Source organism: Proteus sp. NMG38-2 (assembly GCF_020640995.1).
Lineage (GTDB): Bacteria > Pseudomonadota > Gammaproteobacteria > Enterobacterales > Enterobacteriaceae > Proteus.
In genome coordinates this window covers 1,317,026-1,339,759 of the sequence record NZ_CP085481.1, presented here as the reverse complement: position 1 = coordinate 1,339,759, position 22,734 = coordinate 1,317,026, and the positions used below count along the sequence as shown (strand labels likewise).

Sequence of the window (22,734 nt, the reverse complement as noted above, 5' to 3'; positions counted from 1 at the left end):
TTACTAAACAAAGGAATATATTATGAGTAATGAAATTAGTGTATATAAAATGATGAGCAGTTCCCCTTCTATTTATGCAGAAGTGAATGAAAATAGAGGGAAATTTGATCTATCCCTTATGAGTAACAATGAAGTTATTGAAAAAATCAGCGGCATACAGTGCGGACAGACTTTTTATATCAATGCACCAGGAACTTATACCGTACTGGTCAATTATACTGACGGTAAACACACCTCTAATGAGGTCGTTTTTCAGCCATCAGAATTTATGATAGAGAAAGCAGCTCCTTTATTTTCGATGCTAGAAAATAAACTATCCGTACTTTCAGAACCAGTGATTAATGAGAATGATAAATTCTCAGTTCAAATAAAAATAAATAAAGGGAAAAAATCCAAGTTAGATAAATTACTGAAAAAAGAACGTGGATTTTTTGATTTGGAAAAAGTGGTTATTGATTTATCCTCATTTCAAAAAAATCACCCTATTCACAACTTTGAATATTATACTTTAAAAAGTACGCTCTCTGTTAATGATGTAAAAATTGTCGCAGATAAATTAGAAAAAGACAGTGATATTATCTATGTTTCTATCACTCCTGATGAAATCAATTTATTAGAACCTACTAAAAGCGAACAAGAAATTTTTAATGTAAATAATACCACGACTGAAGTAACACCTGATCTTTCTTCTTACCAAAAATATCTTGATGAGCCTCATGGTATGAATGTGCGAAATGCTTGGGCTAGAGGAAATACAGGTCAATTAGCAGTAATTCGACATATTGATTTTGGTGTTAACAGTTTTCATGAAGATCTTCAAAATAAAAATATCACTATTGTTACCAATAATGGTACAACCAAAGAAGAAATTCTTAAAAATTCACATGGTACAGCTTCTGTTGGTGTTATATCAGCTGAAAATAATGGTTTTGGAGTAACTGGCATTGCTCATTCTGCAAAATTATATTCCTATTACATAGCAAATGCTGATCGCGTTTTGGAAGATGCTAGACCTGGTGATATCGTTAGTTTTGAATATGCTAGAATGCATAATGAGAAAATGGTTCCAGGTACTATACTCAAATCCTTTTGGGATAAAATTTATAATTTAACTCAAAAAGGTGTTATCGTACTAAATGTGGCTGGCAATGGTTCAGTTGACTTGTCTCAGAGCTCAAATTTTATCGATTATGGTGACCATGGTGGTATACTGGTAGGTGCTTGCTCACCTAATAATGGAAGAAGGATCAGTTTTTCGAATTATGGTCATTCTACCTCATTAGTAAATTCATGGGGTTCGGAGATAGCAACTACAGGTTACAAAAATCTATACGGCAGAGGTGATGATACGACCACATGGTATAATAATGCATATGGTGGTACTTCAGGCTCAACACCTTTATGTGCTGCGGCTCTTGGATTATTACAATCTCATGCAAAAAGTATGGGCGTTATGTTAACACCGGAGAGTATGAGAGCACTATTAAAAAAATCCAGTTATACTGAAGGAGTAAAAGATGGAATTGGTGTTAGGCCTAATGTTGCTCAATTAATGCATGAATTAGATAAAGAAATTCTGGCTCCACTCGTAAATATAAATCCCTTTTCATATTCATCTAATTATTTAAATCTTAATTCTTCATTTAAAATTGATGAATATAAAATAGAAAATCTTCCATTTTATTACCAATATACTGATCTTAAGCATAATGGTATTATTGCTCATTATCCACAACAAGCTCCATCGGAATTAGAATGGTGGAATCAAGTTATAACAGTAAGTGAAGTTAAAATTCCAATATCTGATAGTAATGGGAATGTATCTGTATTGTATTTAGCAGCACATAAATGGAATGATGCGGGGCGATTCGCTTTAAATACAGCTACAGCACCAGGTAATGATACTGGCGGAAACTTTAGAATACAGTTAAGATATGATCCTGAAAAAAACACTCATTTAAATAAAACAAAATACAGTGGAATTTTCCCTGTCTATATTCAATGTTGGGAACATAAAGAATATAAATTACCTGTTAGAATTAATATCCATATAGAATAATATTAATATCCTGCCGTTCTAATTTAGTTAATAAAAAGGTGCTTGATTTAGCACCTTTTATTATATTTATGGCTAACGCCATAATTAAAAAAACCTCACTTAATTAAGTGAGGTTTAAATTAAAAACTTAAAATCTAAATATCTGTGATAATTTCACTTTGTGGCAATCTTGATTTTGGTAAATTGTAGTTGAAATCATCTTCTTCTCTATAACCTAATGCAACAATTGTCACGGCATGAAGACCTTTATCATTTAAAGAAAATGTTGAATCTATTTTTGATAGATCAAAACCTTCCATTGGAAGAGCATCTATTCCTAACGTTGCCGCACCTAGTAATAGTGATCCCATATTCAAATAAACCTGCTTCTCTATCCAATGAGATAAATCGCCAAGTTGTTTTTCATGTAGATTAACAAAAAATGATCTTGCAAGGTTATTTTGCTCTTTAAATTCGACTGCTGGATACCGTCCTGCTTTATCTTCTAATTCAAGCAAATGAGAGAGATATTCTTCAGTTAATGTATTTCTTGCACACATAACTACAACATGTGAAGCACTTAATATTTTCTCTTTATTGAACTCATATCCACCCTCTGTTGAGCTGGCAATTTTCTGCTTCGCTTCATCCGTTTTTGCGATGATAAAATGCCACGGTTGAGTATTCACACTTGATGGGCTTAGTTGTAATAATGCTTTAATTTGTTCTAATTCTTGCTCAGGGATCACTTTGTTTTTATCAAAATGTTTTGTCGCATAACGTGTTTTCAATATATTTAATAAATTCATTTATTACACCTATTCCAAATAAGACACTTGTATCTGTGCTATTTTAATAATAATTTACCATCTCGCAAGTACGTACAATTTATGTATATAGGGTACAAATGGATACTGTTAAAAAGAATAGATATAACGACTACACCTATGATGGATGCCCGGTTGAAGCCTCTTTAGAGCTGATGGGAGGAAAAGGAAAAGGCATGATCCTTTACCATTTACAGGGAAAAATACTGCGATTTAATGAGCTAAAAAGAAAACTTATTTCAATAACACCTAGAATGCTAACTAAACAGTTACGTGAACTTGAATCTGACGGGCTTATCGAGCGCAAAGTGTATGCTGAAATTCCGCCCAAAGTTGAATATAAACTCAGCGAGGATGGAGAATCACTCTCTCACGTTTTAGCAGCACTACAAAGCTGGGGAGAAGAAAGAGCAATTCCTATATTAAAAAGATCTGCCAATAGAAAATGATAACACTTTCCTTAATTAGAATATTAATTTCTTTAAGAAATTAATATTCTTCTATATTTCTGAGAAAAAACATTTAACATCATTTATAAAATTTAATTTAGGAAAATAATACCCATTAAATGGGTAATTTAAATATAAAATAAAATAAAAACAAGTCTTATAATGATGTAATTTAGATAAATATATTACATAAAAAACGAATACATCTTATTTCTCTATCTTATTATGATAAAAACTTTATTTATATAAAATAAAAACATAATTTATTGATTTTCAATCCTTTAATAATAATTACTCTCTTATAGAAATTCACTATTATTAAGTTGATTTATATAGAAAAAACCAATTTCATTTATTTTAAGATGATATATATATTAGTAAAATAACGTAGTTAATCTGTTATAAAATTATATTCTAGTATTTTTATATAAAAACGTGGCTACTACTTTTATTTATTAATTACTATTTTAGAGAGTTTCTATGAAGAAAACTTTTTTGAGTACATCATTAGCTATCGCATTGAGCTTAACAGTAGGTACAGTATTTGCTGACGATAATACGGGTACTATAAATTTTAATGGTCTATTAACAACAACAACTTGTAAAGTTGATATAGAAGGACAAGGACCTAATGCAACCATTACTTTACCTACAGTAAGTACAAATGTATTAACTCAAGCTGGTCAAGTAACTGGCCGGACTGCATTTAATATGAATCTACACGATTGCGAAAATGTAATTCCTACTATTACTATTTGGAGAATGAATTCAGATTCAAGCGATGTTACTCACAGTCTTGTCTCAGCATTTTTTGAAGCAGGGGTCACCGTTGATCCAGTGACTGGACGACTTAAAAATATGGATACCAGTGCTACAGGTGCTACTTTTGTTAATTTACAATTACTAGATGGTAGTAATAATTTTGCTCCAATTAAAGTTGGTAGTACCTCACAAGTCACTAATACATCTTATGTAGACATTGATTCTGATACATTTTCAGCAACATTACCTTATGCTGTTGAATACTACGCAACAGGTACAACAACTGCTGGTAAAGTTAATAGTAGTGTTGTTTATACTCTGCAATATAAGTAATTGGATATTTATTTTCATTAAATAAAAAAGGTGCTGTATTACCAGCACCCCAAAATATTTTAACTTATTGTTTTTAAAACTTACTCCATCCACTCTGTATGAAATACGCCATCTTTATCAGTACGTTTATATGTATGCGCACCAAAGTAGTCACGTTGAGCTTGGATTAAGTTTGCTGGCAACACTTCTGCACGATAGCTATCGTAGTAAGAAATAGCGGCAGAGAATGTTGGAGTTGGAATACCTGCTTGTACGCCATAACAAACAACATCACGTAAAGCTTGTTGGTAATCGTCAGCGATTTGTTTAAAGTATGGCGCTAACAGCAGATTTGCAATGCTTGCATCTTCATTATAAGCATCTGTAATTTTTTGCAGGAATTGAGCACGAATGATACAACCCGCACGGAAAATCTTCGCGATTTCACCGTAGTTTAAATCCCAGTTATATTCGTCTGATGCGGCTTTCAGTTGTTGGAAACCTTGAGCATAAGAAACGATTTTACCTAAATACAGTGCGCGACGTACATTTTCAATAAAGGCTTTTTTATCGCCAGAGAATGCTTTAGGTGTTGGGCCTGATAATACTTTAGATGCAGCAACACGTTGATCTTTTAATGAAGAGATATAACGAGCAAACACAGACTCAGTGATAAGAGTAACGGGTACACCTAAGTCTAAAGAGCTTTGGCTAGTCCATTTACCTGTACCTTTATTTGCCGCTTCATCAAGAATAACATCTACAAGGTATTTACCTTCGTCATCTTTTTTACGGAAGATATCAGCAGTAATTTCAATCAGGTAGCTACTTAACTCGCCTTTATTCCACTCAGTAAAGGTTTCTGCTAATTCTTCATTAGTTAGACCTAAAGAGTGTTTTAATACTGAATACGCTTCTGCAATCAATTGCATATCGCCATATTCGATACCGTTGTGAACCATTTTCACATAGTGACCCGCGCCATCAGCACCGATATAAGTCACACAAGGTTCACCTTCAGCAACAGCCGCAATTTTTTCAAGGATTGGCGCGACTAATTCGTAAGCTTCTTTTTGTCCACCCGGCATGATTGAAGGGCCTTTTAACGCGCCTTCTTCACCACCAGAAACCCCCGTACCAATGAAGTTAAAACCTTGTGCTGATAATTCACGGTTACGACGAATGGTATCTTTAAAGAAAGTATTTCCGCCATCGATAAGGATATCGCCTTTATCTAAATGCGGTGTCAATGCAGCAATTGTTTTATCCGTTGCTTCACCCGCTTTTACCATTAATAAAATACGGCGCGGTTTTTCTAACGAATCAACAAACTCTTCAATAGAATAATTCGGAACCAGTTTTTTACCTGGATTTTCAGCGATAACTTCGTTGGTTTTATCGCTTGAGCGGTTGTAAATGGATACAGAATAACCACGGCTTTCAATATTTAGCGCAAGGTTACGTCCCATTACTGCCATACCAACCACGCCGATTTGCTGTTTTGACATGAAAATAACTCCCGTCTGAAAATAAACCTGCCAGTATCAATGTACTGACAATTTGTTAACCTGATCACATAGTAACTCACTCTCTCACTTGGTGGTAGTTATTGATGTAATTGGTATCACAATCTTTTAGACAAAATGAAATTATTCCCCTGCGATCGATAATAAATTATTGAAAAATTCCTGCAAATTGCTCATTATTCCCAAGTCGGCATATGCCGTCTTTATAGAAGGTAAAACAAACTGTATGGAATGGATCTTGGATCCGACGATCTGGGTAGGACTTTCCACCCTAATTGTTCTCGAAATCGTACTTGGTATTGATAACCTTGTTTTCATTGCTATTCTGGCAGACAAACTCCCAGCAAAACTAAGAGATAAAGCACGTATAACCGGCTTATTGTGTGCTCTTGTTATGCGAGTTGTGTTGTTATTTAGCCTCTCTTGGCTTATCACTCTGACAAAACCTCTTATTACACTGTTTGATCATCCTTTCAGTGCAAGAGACTTAATTATGCTGCTCGGAGGGATATTCTTGCTGTTCAAAGCCACTATGGAGCTTAATGAACGGCTAGAAGGTAAAGATCACAACGAAGGGAAACAACGTAAAACGACCAGCTTTTGGTCTGTCGTTGCACAAATTATCGTACTGGATGCGGTATTCTCGCTTGACTCAGTGATAACCGCTGTGGGTATGGTTGATCATTTAGGCGTTATGATTGCGGCTGTCACTATTGCAATGTTCTTGATGATCCTTGCAAGTAAGCCTTTAACAAACTTCGTCAATAACCACCCAACCATTGTTATCTTGTGTTTAAGCTTCTTGCTGATGATTGGTTTTGCATTAGTTGCCGAAGGCTTTGGTTACGCCATTCCAAAAGGTTACCTGTATGCAGCGATTGGCTTCTCTATCATGATAGAAGTCTTTAATCAGTTAGCACAATTTAACCGTCGCCGATTCTTATCAGCTTCTCGTTCTTTACGTGAACGAACAGCAGAAGCGGTGTTACGTATTATTAATGGTAAGCCTGAATCATCCGAATTAGATCATCACACATCTGATTTAGTCTCTAATGCTGAAGAGGTATTTGATCCACAAGAGCGCCAAATGATTGTGCGTGTGCTTGGTTTAAGCCAACGTAATGTGAACAGTATCATGACGTCTCGCCATGATGTTGAATATGTAGACTTAAATTCAACACAAGATGATATCCGCCAATTGTTGGAAAAGGACCCCCACTCTCGCTTAGTGATTACTGATGAACAACACAGTGATGAACCTGTTGGTGTGGTTAATATTATTCAATTGTTGAATCAACAATTGCGTAATGAACCTCTAAACTTACGTTTACTGGTCACACAACCGTTGATCTTCCCTGAAGGTTTATCTTTACTACAAGCGTTAGAACAGTTCCGTAGTGCTCACACTCACTTCGCCTTTGTTGTAGATGAATTTGGTTCAGTAGAAGGCGTCGTGACACTGACTGACGTTATGGAAACCATCGCAGGTAACTTACCAGTCAGTTCTGAAGAAAACGATTCTCGTCACGACTTGGTTCAAAATGAAGATGGTTCATGGACAGTTAACGGCTTTACACCACTTGAAGACTTAGTGCTTTATATTCCAATCAAATTGGATGAAAAACGTGAGTATGAAACCTTAGCGGGCTTATTAATGGAGCATTTACAACGTGTTCCAACTGTTGGTGAAAAAATTCTGATTGATGGTATTGAATTTGAGCCATTAGAAGTGAATAACCATCGAATTAATAAAGTTCGAATTGTAGAACCTACACCTGAAGACGAAGAAAACGTTGACGAAGCGTAATCCCTGTCAAATAGCAAAATATCCGCCTTTATGGCGGATATTTTTTATCTGAAGATTGTGTCTACTGGAAAATAATATGTATACCAATGTCAGCGTTAAAATAGTCTGGTTAACCTCTGTTGAAGGAGGAAGGCTATCACCACCTCCTTTAGCTGGTTTTTATTATCCAACCACTCAACTACCTTACAACCCAAATAATTGGAGCCTTGCGATTGAAATCACTCACACACAGAAAAAGTCAGAACATTGGGTAAGTGAGGGTAATATGCAGTTTTTAGTTGAACATGCCCCTCATCATTTATTAGAAGAATTAGAAAAATTTGAAATTTATGAAGGCGCTAAAAAAGTCGCAGATGCCTTTATTCAGTTTAAATAATTATTTTTATACGACTTTTCTTAAGCCGATAAAAAACGGACTTTGATAACAGTTTGAGCTATTCGAAATAAGCAATCATTGAATTAATAAAATTCATATCGTTGAGCAGAAAACTAATAAAAATGTTGATGAAATACAATATAGATGATTTTTAATAAAAAGCTTTCCAGAGATCTTTAGGATTCGTTTTTTCATTTAAGATATAAGGATCATTAGGGTCTATTTTGCACTGCTCTTCTACTTCCTCTGGCCAAATAGGACGGCGACTGGTTAAGATTGCAATATAGCGAGGAATACTAATAATAAAAATAATTGGAGACATCAATGGCATTAAAATTTTCAACATACCTTTAAATAACGTGCTGACATAAAAGAACGTGAATCCATAACTTTCTTTTTTATTGGCTATCGGCAAACAAAATTCAACTTGTTGAATAATATTCTCAGGACCTTCTTCCATATAACGTCGAATAAACTCCCAATGATATTTCAGTAATTCAAAATTACCGGTGGAGGCAGGAAGGCAAAAGGTATCAACAATAGTTTTATTATCATCAGCAAGAATATGCCCACTAATATAATAGTCGTTTTTCATACTTTTAGCGTAATCAAGTCCCGTGGTGAAAAATACTTTCTTCCAAGGTACTGAAATAATAGAACCATCAGTGCGAAAGGCGTAAACCATTTGATTTTTACGATCAAAACGTAATGGGTAGTGTGTCCATGCAAACCACTCTGTTTTCAGTAAAGAGAACATAAAGAGTCCCATTGCAAGGAATAGGGGGGCTAAAACTGATGCCAACAATATTTTACCTGAACTATGATCAAAAAATATAACTGTCAATACAAGCTTTAATGCAAAAATTGAGAATAAAGTAGTAAGTATAGAAGAAAAAAGACTCACAAACCCTTTTGAAGAATAATATTTATCCACCATTTCTAGATAATGAGAATTTATTGCGATCACTTTTATATCAGGAATTAATTCTTCATTGGTTATATCAATACGGCTATTTTGATCAAGTCTACCGGCTATTTCTTCGTTATTTAATAGGCGATTAAGCTTAAATTTTTGTAGTAATCCATAAGAGTCCATTTTAATTATCTCTTTATTTGTTTAAATTTTTAATCTAAAAAGATCTTTTCCGGTAAAATAAAATTGCGTAGTTGCAAGAGTGCGATTGGGCCATCGCCCATTTCAGTTCTTAAGGTATAGTTTAGGGACTGCCCGTTTAAGGTTTTCCAACTGACAGAGTAACTACTGGTGCTGCCGGCATAAGGGGCAATTTGGGCATCTTCCAATAAACGAATAATGCCCCAGACGCCACGATAATCACCATAAATACGTGTCCCTGTATTGGTGGTGATCCAACTGAGTGATGCGCCAGAGGCAACGGTATCAGCTGGCCAAACAAAGCGTTGCCATTGAGGTTGTTGGTTATCATAGATAAGAGATTGTTTATCTATCATTAAGTGGGTTTGCATAATGTCAGGTGATGTACCTGGACGTAACTCAAAATAAAGACGCGCTTCACCATTCGCAAAAACGACATCACCGAGATAGCTTAGTTTATCTAAGGCTTTTAAGAACTCAGGGTTAAAGGTCAAACCTTGTGCATTCGTGGTATCGGGTACCCAGTGCGTACCTTCTTTATGTAAAACACCGTTAAGGTGAGTTTCAAGGAAGCGCTGAATACGACCATTATCAGGGCGTAGATATTGCGCCATTAAAGGTAATGAGATTTCACTTTGCGTATTTTTGAGTGGATAGCGACCACCAAATGCCCTATTCCAATCATTCACAACGGCATTTCGCCATTGAGTGTTGATACCTTGTGAAGTGGGCGCTAATAACTGTTGCCATGCTTGAGACATGGGCTGTACAAGAAGTGTTTGTCCAAAGCCGCGCCACTCTTGCCCAAAGCTTGCCGCGATTAAGCTACCGTAATCTTGCGTTTCTGATAAGTCGACCGTTTTTCCTTCAAAAACACTTCGAGCCAATGCTTGAGACATGGCTTGTGGATCGGGGGCATTAACAACTTGTTGAAGTTTTAAGCGAACTCTAGTCACGCGTGTGAGGTAGGCTTGTAGGCTTAACGCATCACTGTTTTGCGCTGAAGATTGAGGATCGGTAAAGGCCAGTATTGGCGCAAAAACAGGCTCTAGAGGGCCTGTAAATTCAGCTTTTTGACTAATAACCGGCTGTTGTTCTTTGTTTAATAAATCTTTGGCTGAGTTAACAAAAGAGTCTGCTAGTTTTTCTTGTTGACGACCTGTTTTACCTTGATAAGAAAGCGTATTCATTAAGGCAATAATGGGAGATTGTCTGACATCGCTCATTAAGGTGAGTTGATCAATGGTATCGGAGAGACTTTGTGTTTCTCGCCACTGCAAACCATTGAGAAAGCTTAACCAACTGCCTGAAAAATCATTAAAATAACGTTCTGTCAGGTTTTGCTGGAGTTTTTCAGGTGAGATATCAATATCGGTCTCTTTTTGTGTGTCACTTAACACCCAATCTATTTCTTCTCGTCTCTCATATACGGCTTTTTTAATCGCGGGTTCAATCGATTCTTCCCATGCTTTACGCGTAAAAATACCAGGTACTGTATCTGCTGAACTTAATAAGAAACTGACATCGGTATCACCGGTCATATCATCTAACGTCATATCCGCAAAGTTATGCTGCGCTTGTTGTAAGATTTTTTGGTAAAGCGCAGATTCGCCATTACGTTGACCAATTTGGCGAATAAGAATAGTTCGGCTTCCGGCAACTAAAGTTCGATTAGGCTTGATTGTCCATTCATGGTGATAAGGCAATTGAGAGGCATAGAAGGTTAATAATTCAGTGCCTAATGTTTGCCATTCCCCTTCTTTTAATCCGTTATATTCAGGCCAAATGTGTAATACACTTTCAGTGAAGAATGCCGGATCAATACGGGATGGATCGCTCATCATTAAATAGGCTTTTAAGGCTTGATAAGCGGATTGAGCACCTTCAATTCGTTCTGCACTTTCAGGCGGGAACTGCATAAACGCGTGAAGATAATTTTCAAGATGTTGTTGTGTTGAATCGCGTAATAACGGCAACATGGATTGGCTATAAACCGGCCATAGATGACTAAGCAATGCGTTATTACTGCTTAACCCAAAGCGTAGCCAAAATGGAACAGAGGTTTTTTCTCGATGGCTTAATAAACCTAAGGTTTGTTGTAAGCCATATTGTGCCTGTAAGCGGGCAAATTCAGATTGATGATTGTCTGTTGCTAACTGCGCTTGTTGTTGGCTTTGGGTAATTAATTGGCGATTCATAAAATAAGAAACCACCATACCAATCCCCCACAGTGTCATGGCAGTGGCAACGGTATATTGCAAAATACGTTTGGAGTTTAGACCTATAGGTGATGCTTTTAACTGATAGGGTAATTGTGAATTTGCTGCCATTAGTGCTTTCCAATGGGAATTGGATACCCATTGATTATTTTGTGATGAAGTTGCAGACACATTATTGTTAACAGCCGTACTAAAGAGCACACCAGCGAACGGCAACGAGCGATAACCCGATAAAAGCGGTGCCAAAGTATTGGCGAGTTTTTCACATCCTTCATGTTGAAGAAAACGCGCTAATGCTAATAGGTAAGTTTGTGTTGGGTTATGCAAGACAGCTTGTGTGCCTTGTTCCATTAATGCTGGCAAAAGCGTTTTTAAGTCATTGGAAATTATTTCAGACGTCGCTTTTAAAGGGGCTGAATAAAGGATTGTGGGTACTTCATTTGTTGTTATTTCACCGTGATTACTGATATTCCAAAGCCAAATGGGGGCTTGCCAGCGTAATTGACGAAATAGCTGGTGGAAATAACGGCTAGCTGTGTCTGTATTGGTCGGATTTAAGTGATTAAATAAGGAATGACCCAGCGGTTGTTGCGATAAGTTATTTTCTGACACCCAAATAACCGCATCGAGCGGACGACGTCGGCGCAGTTGTTTTAAATCTTGAATTAAATTTTCATCAATACTTTGATGGATATCGCCACCATAGATAAGTAACGTTCCATTGTTTTCTTGCCAGATGTCCGTTGTTAGATTGGGAGTCAGTTTTTCGATAGATGTCGAGGTGCCGATGAGGAGTTGGATTGTTATTTTTCTGCGCCAGAAAGTGCTGTAGTAATTTTTACTATAGTCAATAATATTATTTATAAAGCTGGTATTAGCATAATCCATCTGGACCTGTGACTTGATGTTTTTATTTTCCCCTCTAGCATTACTATAGTTAAACTTCCCAATATATCGGGCAGTTATAAATAAAAATACAATACTAAAAAATACAATAACCATTGTAATTAAAGTTTTTTTTAAAAAAATATTTTCTTGAATAGAATATTTTATTGTGTCAATGGCATTTAGTGAGCATAGCAGGATAAATAAAAAACAAATTACAGCAATAAATAGTAGCAGTATAATTACCCATGTTTTTTTTAAAATATTTCTAAAATAGAAAAAGAAAACCCTCATATCCATACCTTTGCCCTGCTATAATATTAATAAGCTTTAATAAAACTTAGTTTAATGGATTAACAATTAAAATATTTTTTTTATCAATTAATAGTTGTGGAGATTTTTCTTTAATTAATTGAGTTGTAGTGATATAAACATTTACCCAAGGAGATGCATTATGTGTATATCCGATACTACGATTAATATCGTATAATACAGTGTGACGACTAATATCTGATGATAAAATTTTTATTTTTATTTCATTCTCATGATTATCTTGTAAATTTGTTATCCATATATCTTTTAATTTATTTTTATCAAGATCGCTCCATATCGCTACAGTATTAATTTTTTCATTAAATAGGTCGAAAATATTTTTATTTTCAACCAATTCTGGACGATGAATTTTTGCTATCCCCTTAATTGAATGGTAGTTAGAAAAAGAAAATAATTGTGCAGTAGCTACTTCACTATGATAATTAATAGGAGTATCAAAAGAATAAATATTAATTACAAGTAAAAAATCAAATAATTTAGGGCTATCTAACCAATTATCAATTAAATCTATTTTTACCTCTTCTGTATAGCTAACATAATAGGCTCTTTCTATTCTTTGAGCTAATATCTCATCAATCTCTAGTTTTTCATCATCTGAAAAATTAGAATAGTTAGATGATATTATTATATTAAATTTAGCATCATCAGAAATTTGATATATTTTAGATATTAATGATGGTTCTATTAATAATTTATTTAACCTATTTATTATTCTAGTAACATTATTCTCCTTAATATCAGAAAATTGAGAGCAATAAATAACATTGCCATCTAATTGATATGAAGGTAATAACGATGATTTACCAACCACTATTTGAGTCGATAAATCTTTACAATTTTCGAGATAAGGTAATATCATTGTTTGACTTAATAAGGTTATATATCTCTGTCCAATGATAATCAGATTATCTCTATCTTCTTCTCTTTTTTTATCCCACCCATCAGCTATAAATTGATGCAATATATAAAATAAATATCTGAAAAAACAGAGGCCAACCCACACTAAAAAGGTTAAAAAAGATATTTGTAAAACTGATATCTTTTTTATATTAAGAAAAGGAAAGATAAAGTAATTAATAAAATTAATAAAACATAATAAAAAAACAAAAAACTTTCCCCACGTTTTTATGGAGGGCAGTGAATGGCGTTTTGCTTTTGGTGGTAAAGATGATAAATCAACAGGCATAAGTTTATTGACTCACTTTAGCTTTAGAAAGAGAAGAAATTAATGTACAACCACAGCTACATTTATATCCATCGAAAGCAACAGGAATACCATCATCTAAAAATGTGGGATGACCTTGAGCTATTACAACATTATCATGCCCTTTTTTAGGGCAGTAAACAGCATCACCTAAACGTGCAACACCAATACCATTAAATATCATAGAAGATGATCCTGATAATACATAGCCTCCGCTACTATTCTTATCACCGATGCGAATAATTCCTTTCATTATTTAATACCTTAAAATAGTTTTTAATAAAATGCTTTCCAGAGATCTTTAGGATTCGTTTTTTCATTTAAGATATAAGGATCATTAGGGTCTATTTTGCACTGCTCTTCTACTTCCTCTGGCCAAATAGGACGGCGACTGGTTAAGATTGCAATATAGCGAGGAACACTAATAATAAAAATAATTGGAGACATCAATGGCATTAAAATTTTCAACATACCTTTAAATAACGTGCTGACATAAAAGAACGTGAATCCATAACTTTCTTTTTTATTGGCTATCGGCAAACAAAATTCAACTTGTTGAATAATATTCTCAGGACCTTCTTCCATATAACGTCGAATAAACTCCCAATGATATTTCAGTAATTCAAAATTACCGGTGGAGGCAGGAAGGCAAAAGGTATCAACAATGGTTTTATTATCATCAGCAAGAACATGCCCACTAATATAATAGTCATTTTTCATACTTTTAGCGTAATCAAGTCCCGTGGTGAAAAATACCTTCTTCCAAGGTACTGAAATAATAGAGCCATCAGTACGAAAGGCGTAAACCATCTGATTTTTACGATCAAAACGTATGGGGTAATGAGTCCATGCAAACCACTCTGTTTTCAGTAAAGAGAACATAAAAAGTCCCATTGCAAGAAATAGAGAGACCATGATAAAAGTAAATATAATATCTTCTTTAGTGAATTGATTAGAAAAAATGAGATCTATAATAAATAATAATGTACAACTTAAAAATGTAACAGTACCTAAAGACGAAAAAAGACTCACAAACCCTTTTGAGGAATAATATTTATCCACCATTTCGAGATAATGAGAATTTATTGCGATCACTTTTACATCTGGAATTAACTCTTCATTTTCTAAATCAATACGATTATTTTGGTCCAATTTACCGGCTATTTCTTCGTTATTTAATGGGCGATTAAGCTTAAATTTTTGTAGTAATCCATAAGAGTCCATTTTAATTATCTCTTTATTTGTTTAAATTTTTAATCTAAAAAGATCTTTTCTGGTAAAACAAAATTGCGTAGTTGCAAGAGTGCGATTGGGCCATCGCCCATTTCTGTTCTTAAAGTGTAATTGAGTGACTGTCCATTTAAGGTTTTCCAACTGACAGAGTAACTGCTGGTGCTACCAGCATAAGGGGCGATATTGGCATCCTCCAATAACCGAATGATGCCCCAGACGCCACGATAATCGCCATAAATACGTGTACCTGTATTGGTGGTGATCCAACTCAGCGATGCACCTGAAGCAACGGTATCAGCTGGCCAAACAAAGCGTTGCCATTGCGGTTGTTGGTTATCATAGATAAGAGATTGTTTATCTATCATTAGGTGGGTTTGCATAATGTCAGGTGATGTACCTGGACGTAATTCAAAATAAAGACGCGCTTCACCATTCGCAAAAACGACATCCCCGAGATAGCTTAGTTTGTCTAAGGCTTTTAAGAACTCAGGGTTAAAGGTTAAGCCCTGTGCATTTGTGGTATCGGGTACCCAGTGCGTACCTTCTTTATGCAAAACGCCGTTAAGGTGAGTTTCAAGGAAGCGCTGAATACGACCATTATCAGGGCGTAGATATTGCGCCATTAAAGGTAATGAGATTTCACTTTGCGTATTTTTGAGTGGATAGCGACCACCGAATGCCATATTCCAGTCATTAACAACGGCATTTCGCCATTGAGTGTTAATACCTTGCGAAGTGGGCGCTAATAACTGTTGCCATGCTTGAGACATGGGCTGTACAAGAAGTGTTTGTCCAAAGCCACTCCACTCTTGCCCAAAGCTTGCCGCGATTAAGCTACCGTAATCTTGCGTTTCTGATAAGTCGACCGTTTTTCCTTCAAAAACACTTCGAGCCAATGCTTGAGACATGGCTTGTGGATCGGGGGCATTAACAACTTGTTGAAGTTTTAAACGAACTCGAGTCACGCGTGTGAGGTAGGCTTGTAGGCTTAACGCATCACTGTTTTGCGCTGAAGATTGAGGATCGGTGAAGGCAAGTATTGGTGCAAAAACAGGCTCTAGAGGGCCGGTAAATTCCGCCTTTTGACTAATAACCGGCTGTTGTTCTTTGTTTAATAAATCTTTGGCTGAGTTAACAAAAGAGTCTGCTAGTTTTTCTTGTTGGCGCCCCGTTTTACCTTGATAAGAAAGCGTATTCATTAAGGCAATAATGGGGGATTGTCTGACATCGCTCATTAAGGTGAGTTGATCAATGGTATCTGAAAGACTTTGTGTTTCTCGCCACTGCAAACCATTGAGGAAGCTTAACCAACTGCCTGAAAAATCATTAAAATAGCGTTCTGTGAGATTTTGCTGGAGTTTTTCAGGTGAGATATCAATATCGGTCTCTTTTTGTGTGTCACTTAATACCCAATCTATTTCTTCTCGTCTCTCATGAACGGCTTTTTTAATCGCGGGTTCAATCGATTCTTCCCATGCTTTACGCGTAAAAATACCAGGTACTGTATCTGCTGAACTTAATAAGAAACTGACATCGGTATCACCGGTCATATCATCTAACGTCATATCCGCAAAGTTATGCTGCGCTTGTTGTAAGATTTTTTGGTAAAGCGCAGATTCGCCATTACGTTGACCAATTTGGCGAATAAGAATAGTTCGGCTTCCGGCAACTAAAGTTCGATTAGGCTTGATTGTCCATTCATGGTGATAAGGCAATTGAGAGGCATAGAAGGTTAATAATTCGGTGCCTAATGTCTGCCATTCCCCCTCTTTTAATCCGTTATAGTCAGGCCAAATGCGTAATGCACTTTCAGTGAAGAATGCAGGATCAATACGGGACGGATCGCTCATCATTAAATAGGCTTTTAATGCTTGATAAGCGGATTGAGCACCTTCAATACGTTCTGCGCTTTCTGGTGGGAGTTGCATAAACGCGTGAAGGTAATTTTCAAGGTGTTGTTGGGTTGAATCGCGCAATAACGGCAACATAGATTGGCTATAAACCGGCCATAGATGACTAAGTAATGCGTTATTACTGCTTAAGCCAAAGCGTAGCCAAAATGGAACAGAAGTTTTTTCTCGATGGCTTAATAAACCTAAGGTTTGTTGTAAGCCATATTGTGCCTGCAAGCGGGCAAATTCAGATTGATGATTGTCTGTTGCTAACTGCGCTTGTTGTTGGCTTTGGGTAATTAATTGGCGATTCATAAAATAAGAAACCACCATACCAATCCCCCACAGTGTCATGGCAGTGGCAACGGTATATTGCAAAATACGTTTTGAGTTTAGCCCTAAAGGTGATGCCTTTAGTTGAGGGGGAGGGTGTGAATTTGCCGTGAGAAGCGCTTTCCAATGGGGATTGGATGTCCATTGATTATTTTGTGATAAAGTTGCAGACACGTTATTGTCAACAGGTGTACTAAAGAGCACACCAGCGAACGGCAAGGAGCGATAACCTGATAAAAGCGGTGCCAAAGTATTGGCGATTTTTTCACATCCTTCATGTTGAAGAAAACGCGCTAATGCTAATAGGTAAGTTTGTGTTGGGTTATGCAAGACAGCTAGTGTGCCTTGTTCCACTAGTGCCGGTAAAAGCGTTTTTAAGTCATTAGAAAGCGTTTCAGATGTCGCTTTTAAAGGGGCTGAATAAAGGATTGTGGGTACTTCATTTGTTGTTATTTCACCGTTATTACTGATATTCCAAAGCCAAATGGGGGCTTGCCAGCGTAATTGACGAAATAGCTGGTGGAAATAACGGCTCGCTGTATCTGTATTGGTCGGATTTAAGTGATTAAATAAGGAATGACCCAGCGGTTGTTGCGATAAGTTATTTTCTGATACCCAAATAACCGCATCGAGCGGACGACGTCGGCGCAGTTGTTTTAAATCTTGAATTAAATTTTCATCAATACTTTGATGGATATCGCCACCATAGATAAGCAACGTGCCGTTGTTTTCTTGCCAGATATCTGTTGTTAGGTTGGGAGTCAGTTTTTCGATAGAAGTAGAGGTGCCTATTAACAAGTTAATTTTTACTTTACTCTGCCAAAATAAGCCATAAACTCTTTTCATTCTTTCTAATAAAAGATTATTACTATTACCTTCTTCTTTTATTCTATTTTCTTCAGATGGGTATTTGTTGAAATTTTTATCATTATTTCTATATTTATATTTTTTGATTTTATTGAAATAAAAAAATAATGTGCTAATAAAAAAAGACACCAATGCTAGAATAATAATAGCTACTTCTTTCTTTCTTGTCGTATCGATGAAAAAATATTCACCATAACGCCAGATGACGATACAAAGTATTAATATAATAAAAAAGAAGAAGATAGTTTTTATAGACAATGATAAAAATTTTGCATTCATTCTATTTGCTCATTATTTGTCGTTACTGTATTAATATAAAAATTATTTTCACTCTGACATAAAGAAAGAATGTTTTTTTATATTGATATACAAAATTTACGGACAATCCCATTGTTATCCAAGAAGAATAATCATCAATAGGTCCAATAAAATACTCTATATCTAAGGTATTATCTAATGATATATCATTTAATGAATTGTCATTATTAAATAATGCCATAAGGATATTACTATTTGCTTTACTATCTAGAATAATATGCGTGGCTAAATTCGAATCAATTTGAATTTCACTAAAGATATTTAGTGCTTCTTGATAATTTTCATCTTCTGCTATTAACATTGGACGCTGAACATTAGCCATTATGTCAATATGATGTTTTTTGATTATATCATCTGATGACATGATCAATATTCCCAAGGCCGCAGATTGATTCTCTTTAACACTCTGATCGATAATTATTATTTCAATATTATCATCATTATTTGCTATAGTGTTTTCTATATGCTGATACGATAAGCCATCAACTATTTCAAAATCAGGTATTTCTTTATTAAGAAAGAGTTCTCTCCATACAAGATAAAGTTCATCTCTTATTTTGTTTTTATCTTTAGTCGTTAGATATTTTATTTTGATAGACAATTTATCAAGTAATTTTTCTATGGTTGGTTGTGTACTTTTTAATAAATAATAAACTGATGGTTTTTTCTCATCTAAATAGTCGATATTCTGAGGAATGTGATAACATGATATATGTTCTGCTGCATTATTGTTTATATATGAAATCGTTGTTTTTTGTGGAAGGAAAAAAATGCTATCGATAACACAAACACTACGTCTTCCCCAATCCTCCCATTTTTTATCTGCAAATTTTTTCTCATTATATAAAAAAGAATAAATATTTTTGTTTTTTATATAAACTATATGCTTATATAAAAATGTAATTATTGTTATTAAAAAAGGAAGAATAGAAATAATAATTCTAAAGAATTCTTTTTGTTGTGTAACTTCATCTTTATTTTTTAAACTTAAAGAGTAGATTAGAAATAAAATCGACAAACCTATTGCTAAACACCATTTAAAATAAGGAAGATGAGTTGGTTTTGATGTTAATTTAATTGATTTTTTATTCCATGCCATAATTAATCCAGTGAAAAATCAGTAATGCTAGCAATAAGATAACAACCACACTCTGTATGGCATCCCTCAGTCGCAAGAGCTGTACCTTGACAAGTAAAATAAGATGAACCTTCAATAATAGAATTAATTCCATGTCCTTTCTTTGGGCAATTAACTTTATCTCCTACTTTAGCCGCTTTTTTTCCATTGATAATAAAATCAGAGGTCGCTGTAATAACTATGCCGCCATGACTGGTTTTATCTCCTAATAAAATAATTTTTTTATTCATAAATCATTCCATTAATATACATTAAAGGGTGATAATCCAATTTTTTAGATATTGAATACCAACGGTAAGCTATTTAGTGTCAAATAAAGAACTGTATTTTATCACTACGAGGAGCACAACCTTGGATCATAATGATGATAGACAGTAAGAGAAAAAATTTATAAACGCTCCATCTCTTCTTTTGCTTTATATTTGAAGCAAATAGGTTCAAATAACCTCCTGAATTGTAATTGAAGTTATATTTAGTTAAGACTTTTTAATTTATTATAATTTGGAGGCCATGAAGATTTTTTTTCTATGGTGCCATCTGAATAATAAATAATAATATCTTTTTCTAGCTCTTTAGGCATGTCAATCTTCGTGATATTATCCTTATGAAAGAGAGGGGTAAATAATATATTTCTTTCATTATTAACTAATATATATTGAGATCTACCCCAATGGTTAAATAAAGTTATTTTTTTTCATTTGATACTTCGTTATTAATAAATACCGGATAGTAATTAAGTTCTATTTTTTCATTTTCTATTAAATTTCTTATAATTTCTCCTTCATTATATTTATTGTTATTAAAGAGTAAAATAAGTTTATGTGATGGTATTGCTTCAAAGTCACTATCAGTATTCAGAGTTTTTTTGTAAATGATTGATATCCAAACTTCACTTAATTGCCATTGACATGAACCGCCTCCATTCAGGGCGATTTTAGTCTGATAGATATCACTGCTACCTTGTTGTTTAAGTGCTACGGCGTTAGGATTAAAACCAGAAATATACTCTTTCTCACCTGCAGAGTTATATTGAGCGCGTTGGCAAATTTCGGAACGATAAAGCACATTTAAAGGTAATACCTCAATCCCTGCTGGAAGCTTGATCCCGACGGTAACCCACTCTGTATTAGCAGGAGGAGACAGTGTTTTATTTTTATCACTACGAGGAGCACAGCCTTGGATCATGATGATGATAGGCAGTAAGAGAAAAAACTTATAAACGCTCCATTTCTTCTCTTGCCTTATATTTGACATAAATAGGTTCAAATAACCTCCTGAATTGTAATTGAAGTTATATTTAGTTAAGACTTTTTAATTTATTATAATTTGGAGGCCATGAAGATTTTTTTTCTATGGTGCCATCTGAATAATAAATAATAATATCTTTTTCTAGCTCTTTAGGCATGTCAATCTTCGTGATATTATCCTTATGAAAGAGAGGGGTAAATAATATATTTCTTTCATTATTAACTAATATATATTGAGATCTACCCCAATGGTTAAATAAAGTTATTTTTTTTCATTTGATACTTCGTTATTAATAAATACCGGATAGTAATTAAGTTCTATTTTTTCATTTTCTATTAAATTTCTTATAATTTCTCCTTCATTATATTTATTGTTATTAAAGAGTAAAATAAGTTTATGTGATGGTATTGCTTCAAAGTCACTATCAGTATTCAGAGTTTTTTTGTAAATGATTGATATCCAAACTTCACTTAATTGCCATTGACATGAACCGCCTCCATTCAGGGCGATTTTAGTCTGATAGATATCACTGCTACCTTGTTGTTTAAGTGCTACGGCGTTAGGATTAAAACCAGAAATATACTCTTTCTCACCTGCAGAGTTATATTGAGCGCGTTGGCAAATTTCGGAACGATAAAGCACATTTAAAGGTAATACCTCAATCCCTGCTGGAAGCTTGATCCCGACGGTAACCCACTCTGTATTAGCAGGAGGAGACAGTGTTTTATTTTTATCACTACGAGGAGCACAGCCTTGGATCATGATGATGATAGGCAGTAAGAGAAAAAACTTATAAACGCTCCATTTCTTCTCTTGCCTTATATTTGACATAAATAGGTTCAAATAACCTCCTGAATTGTAATTGAAGTTATATTTAGTTAAGACTTTTTAATTTATTATAATTTGGAGGCCATGAAGATTTTTTTTCTATGGTGCCATCTGAATAATAAATAATAATATCTTTTTCTAGCTCTTTAGGCATGTCAATCTTCGTGATATTATCCTTATGAAAGAGAGGGGTAAATAATATATTTCTTTCATTATTAACTAATATATATTGAGATCTACCCCAATGGTTAAATAAAGTTATTTTTTTTCATTTGATACTTCGTTATTAATAAATACCGGATAGTAATTAAGTTCTATTTTTTCATTTTCTATTAAATTTCTTATAATTTCTCCTTCATTATATTTATTGTTATTAAAGAGTAAAATAAGTTTATGTGATGGTATTGCTTCAAAGTCACTATCAGTATTCAGAGTTTTTTTGTAAATGATTGATATCCAAACTTCACTTAATTGCCATTGACATGAACCGCCTCCATTCAGGGCGATTTTAGTCTGATAGATATCACTGCTACCTTGTTGTTTAAGTGCTACGGCGTTAGGATTAAAACCAGAAATATACTCTTTCTCACCTGCAGAGTTATATTGAGCGCGTTGGCAAATTTCGGAACGATAAAGCACATTTAAAGGTAATACCTCAATCCCTGCTGGAAGCTTGATCCCGACGGTAACCCACTCTGTATTAGCAGGAGGAGACAGTGTTTTATTTTTATCACTACGAGGAGCACAGCCTTGGATCATGATGATGATAGGCAGTAAGAGAAAAAACTTATAAACGCTCCATTTCTTCTCTTGCCTTATATTTGACATAAATAGGTTCAAATAACCTCCTGAATTGTAATTGAAGTTATATTTAGTTAAGACTTTTTAATTTATTATAATTTGGAGGCCATGAAGATTTTTTTTCTATGGTGCCATCTGAATAATAAATAATAATATCTTTTTCTAGCTCTTTAGGCATGTCAATCTTCGTGATATTATCCTTATGAAAGAGAGGGGTAAATAAT

18 protein-coding genes are annotated in these 22,734 nt (G+C 34.6%); 5 read left to right on the top strand and 13 right to left on the bottom strand.

Translation table 11 applies throughout. The features are described 5' to 3' along the window. Nucleotides 1-22 precede the first annotated feature (22 nt). On the top strand, nucleotides 23-2,059 hold the full coding sequence (locus LG402_RS06275) for a S8 family serine peptidase (RefSeq protein ID WP_227336624.1): 2,037 nt from the start codon (nucleotides 23-25) through the stop codon (nucleotides 2,057-2,059). 134 nt (nucleotides 2,060-2,193) lie between these two features. Here LG402_RS06275 and nfsB read toward each other — a convergent pair whose 3' ends face one another. Next, the gene (nfsB, locus tag LG402_RS06270; protein WP_227336623.1) at nucleotides 2,194-2,847 is read right to left on the bottom strand and encodes an oxygen-insensitive NAD(P)H nitroreductase; all 654 of its coding nucleotides are present in this window, start codon (nucleotides 2,845-2,847) and stop codon (nucleotides 2,194-2,196) included. 98 nt (nucleotides 2,848-2,945) lie between these two features. Between nfsB and LG402_RS06265 the strand changes: the two genes are divergently transcribed. After that, nucleotides 2,946-3,314, top strand: coding sequence for a winged helix-turn-helix transcriptional regulator (locus tag LG402_RS06265; protein ID WP_109410089.1), 369 nt, complete (start codon nucleotides 2,946-2,948; stop codon nucleotides 3,312-3,314). Nucleotides 3,315-3,794: 480 nt separating this feature from the next. Then, the gene (locus LG402_RS06260; protein WP_166539064.1) at nucleotides 3,795-4,409 is read left to right on the top strand and encodes a fimbrial protein; all 615 of its coding nucleotides are present in this window, start codon (nucleotides 3,795-3,797) and stop codon (nucleotides 4,407-4,409) included. A gap of 80 nt (nucleotides 4,410-4,489) precedes the next feature. Here the strand turns inward: LG402_RS06260 and gndA are convergent, their stop codons facing one another. After that, nucleotides 4,490-5,896 carry an NADP-dependent phosphogluconate dehydrogenase gene (gndA, locus tag LG402_RS06255; RefSeq protein WP_023581264.1) on the bottom strand — a complete coding sequence of 469 codons (1,407 nt, stop codon included), beginning with the start codon at nucleotides 5,894-5,896 and terminating at the stop codon, nucleotides 4,490-4,492. A gap of 244 nt (nucleotides 5,897-6,140) precedes the next feature. Here gndA and LG402_RS06250 point away from each other — a divergent pair, with 244 nt between their 5' ends. Together LG402_RS06250 and LG402_RS06245 are read left to right on the top strand one after the other, a co-directional pair. Next, nucleotides 6,141-7,721: a TerC family protein gene (locus LG402_RS06250; RefSeq protein ID WP_088493342.1), complete on the top strand. Its 1,581-nt coding sequence runs from the start codon at nucleotides 6,141-6,143 to the stop codon at nucleotides 7,719-7,721. Nucleotides 7,722-7,797: 76 nt separating this feature from the next. Next, complete coding sequence (locus LG402_RS06245) at nucleotides 7,798-8,097, top strand: hypothetical protein (RefSeq protein WP_109410092.1); 300 nt, start codon at nucleotides 7,798-7,800, stop codon at nucleotides 8,095-8,097. A gap of 151 nt (nucleotides 8,098-8,248) precedes the next feature. Here LG402_RS06245 and LG402_RS06240 read toward each other — a convergent pair whose 3' ends face one another. The 11 genes from LG402_RS06240 to LG402_RS06190 all read right to left on the bottom strand — a co-directional run bounded on the left by LG402_RS06240 (nucleotide 8,249) and on the right by LG402_RS06190 (nucleotide 22,537). Next, complete coding sequence (locus LG402_RS06240; protein ID WP_227336622.1) at nucleotides 8,249-9,193, bottom strand: DUF6708 domain-containing protein; 945 nt, start codon at nucleotides 9,191-9,193, stop codon at nucleotides 8,249-8,251. 29 nt (nucleotides 9,194-9,222) lie between these two features. Next, nucleotides 9,223-12,318 carry an ImcF-related family protein gene (locus tag LG402_RS06235; RefSeq protein WP_227336621.1) on the bottom strand — a complete coding sequence of 1,032 codons (3,096 nt, stop codon included), beginning with the start codon at nucleotides 12,316-12,318 and terminating at the stop codon, nucleotides 9,223-9,225. A gap of 337 nt (nucleotides 12,319-12,655) precedes the next feature. Beyond that, the gene (locus tag LG402_RS06230) at nucleotides 12,656-13,834 is read right to left on the bottom strand and encodes a hypothetical protein (protein WP_227336620.1); all 1,179 of its coding nucleotides are present in this window, start codon (nucleotides 13,832-13,834) and stop codon (nucleotides 12,656-12,658) included. 4 nt (nucleotides 13,835-13,838) lie between these two features. After that, nucleotides 13,839-14,105 carry a PAAR domain-containing protein gene (locus LG402_RS06225; protein WP_109409733.1) on the bottom strand — a complete coding sequence of 89 codons (267 nt, stop codon included), beginning with the start codon at nucleotides 14,103-14,105 and terminating at the stop codon, nucleotides 13,839-13,841. 23 nt (nucleotides 14,106-14,128) lie between these two features. Beyond that, entirely contained in the window at nucleotides 14,129-15,076 is a 948-nt protein-coding gene (locus tag LG402_RS06220; protein ID WP_227336619.1) for a DUF6708 domain-containing protein, read from the bottom strand. 29 nt (nucleotides 15,077-15,105) lie between these two features. After that, nucleotides 15,106-18,456, bottom strand: a complete 3,351-nt coding sequence (locus LG402_RS06215; protein WP_227336618.1) for an ImcF-related family protein — start codon at nucleotides 18,454-18,456, stop codon at nucleotides 15,106-15,108. Nucleotides 18,457-18,478: 22 nt separating this feature from the next. Next, nucleotides 18,479-19,594 carry a hypothetical protein gene (locus tag LG402_RS06210; RefSeq protein ID WP_227336617.1) on the bottom strand — a complete coding sequence of 372 codons (1,116 nt, stop codon included), beginning with the start codon at nucleotides 19,592-19,594 and terminating at the stop codon, nucleotides 18,479-18,481. A gap of 2 nt (nucleotides 19,595-19,596) precedes the next feature. Next, nucleotides 19,597-19,863 (bottom strand): PAAR domain-containing protein, encoded by a 267-nt coding sequence (locus LG402_RS06205; protein ID WP_227336616.1) that lies wholly within the window; start codon nucleotides 19,861-19,863, stop codon nucleotides 19,597-19,599. Between the two features lie 454 nt (nucleotides 19,864-20,317). Continuing rightward, nucleotides 20,318-20,887 carry a hypothetical protein gene (locus LG402_RS06200; protein ID WP_227336615.1) on the bottom strand — a complete coding sequence of 190 codons (570 nt, stop codon included), beginning with the start codon at nucleotides 20,885-20,887 and terminating at the stop codon, nucleotides 20,318-20,320. Nucleotides 20,888-21,142: 255 nt separating this feature from the next. Next, nucleotides 21,143-21,712 carry a hypothetical protein gene (locus LG402_RS06195; protein WP_227336615.1) on the bottom strand — a complete coding sequence of 190 codons (570 nt, stop codon included), beginning with the start codon at nucleotides 21,710-21,712 and terminating at the stop codon, nucleotides 21,143-21,145. A gap of 255 nt (nucleotides 21,713-21,967) precedes the next feature. Further along, a complete protein-coding gene (locus tag LG402_RS06190; protein ID WP_227336615.1) occupies nucleotides 21,968-22,537 on the bottom strand; it encodes a hypothetical protein in 570 nt (189 codons plus the stop codon). Nucleotides 22,538-22,734: the final 197 nt, after the last annotated feature.

Excerpts from the sequence above, each read along its gene's own strand:
- LG402_RS06235 (WP_227336621.1), bottom strand. The coding sequence starts at position 12,318 with ATGGATTATGCTAATACCAGCTTTATAAATAATATTATTGACTATAGT.
- LG402_RS06225 (WP_109409733.1), bottom strand. The coding sequence starts at position 14,105 with ATGAAAGGAATTATTCGCATCGGTGATAAGAATAGTAGCGGAGGCTAT.
- LG402_RS06245 (WP_109410092.1), top strand. The coding sequence starts at position 7,798 with ATGTATACCAATGTCAGCGTTAAAATAGTCTGGTTAACCTCTGTTGAA.
- LG402_RS06250 (WP_088493342.1), top strand. The coding sequence starts at position 6,141 with ATGGAATGGATCTTGGATCCGACGATCTGGGTAGGACTTTCCACCCTA.
- LG402_RS06210 (WP_227336617.1), bottom strand. The coding sequence starts at position 19,594 with ATGGCATGGAATAAAAAATCAATTAAATTAACATCAAAACCAACTCAT.
- LG402_RS06240 (WP_227336622.1), bottom strand. The coding sequence starts at position 9,193 with ATGGACTCTTATGGATTACTACAAAAATTTAAGCTTAATCGCCTATTA.
- LG402_RS06195 (WP_227336615.1), bottom strand. The coding sequence starts at position 21,712 with ATGTCAAATATAAGGCAAGAGAAGAAATGGAGCGTTTATAAGTTTTTT.
- LG402_RS06260 (WP_166539064.1), top strand. The coding sequence starts at position 3,795 with ATGAAGAAAACTTTTTTGAGTACATCATTAGCTATCGCATTGAGCTTA.
- LG402_RS06205 (WP_227336616.1), bottom strand. The coding sequence starts at position 19,863 with ATGAATAAAAAAATTATTTTATTAGGAGATAAAACCAGTCATGGCGGC.
- gndA (WP_023581264.1), bottom strand. The coding sequence starts at position 5,896 with ATGTCAAAACAGCAAATCGGCGTGGTTGGTATGGCAGTAATGGGACGT.
- LG402_RS06200 (WP_227336615.1), bottom strand. The coding sequence starts at position 20,887 with ATGTCAAATATAAGGCAAGAGAAGAAATGGAGCGTTTATAAGTTTTTT.
- nfsB (WP_227336623.1), bottom strand. The coding sequence starts at position 2,847 with ATGAATTTATTAAATATATTGAAAACACGTTATGCGACAAAACATTTT.
- LG402_RS06275 (WP_227336624.1), top strand. The coding sequence starts at position 23 with ATGAGTAATGAAATTAGTGTATATAAAATGATGAGCAGTTCCCCTTCT.
- LG402_RS06265 (WP_109410089.1), top strand. The coding sequence starts at position 2,946 with ATGGATACTGTTAAAAAGAATAGATATAACGACTACACCTATGATGGA.
- LG402_RS06190 (WP_227336615.1), bottom strand. The coding sequence starts at position 22,537 with ATGTCAAATATAAGGCAAGAGAAGAAATGGAGCGTTTATAAGTTTTTT.
- LG402_RS06230 (WP_227336620.1), bottom strand. The coding sequence starts at position 13,834 with ATGCCTGTTGATTTATCATCTTTACCACCAAAAGCAAAACGCCATTCA.
- LG402_RS06215 (WP_227336618.1), bottom strand. The coding sequence starts at position 18,456 with ATGAATGCAAAATTTTTATCATTGTCTATAAAAACTATCTTCTTCTTT.
- LG402_RS06220 (WP_227336619.1), bottom strand. The coding sequence starts at position 15,076 with ATGGACTCTTATGGATTACTACAAAAATTTAAGCTTAATCGCCCATTA.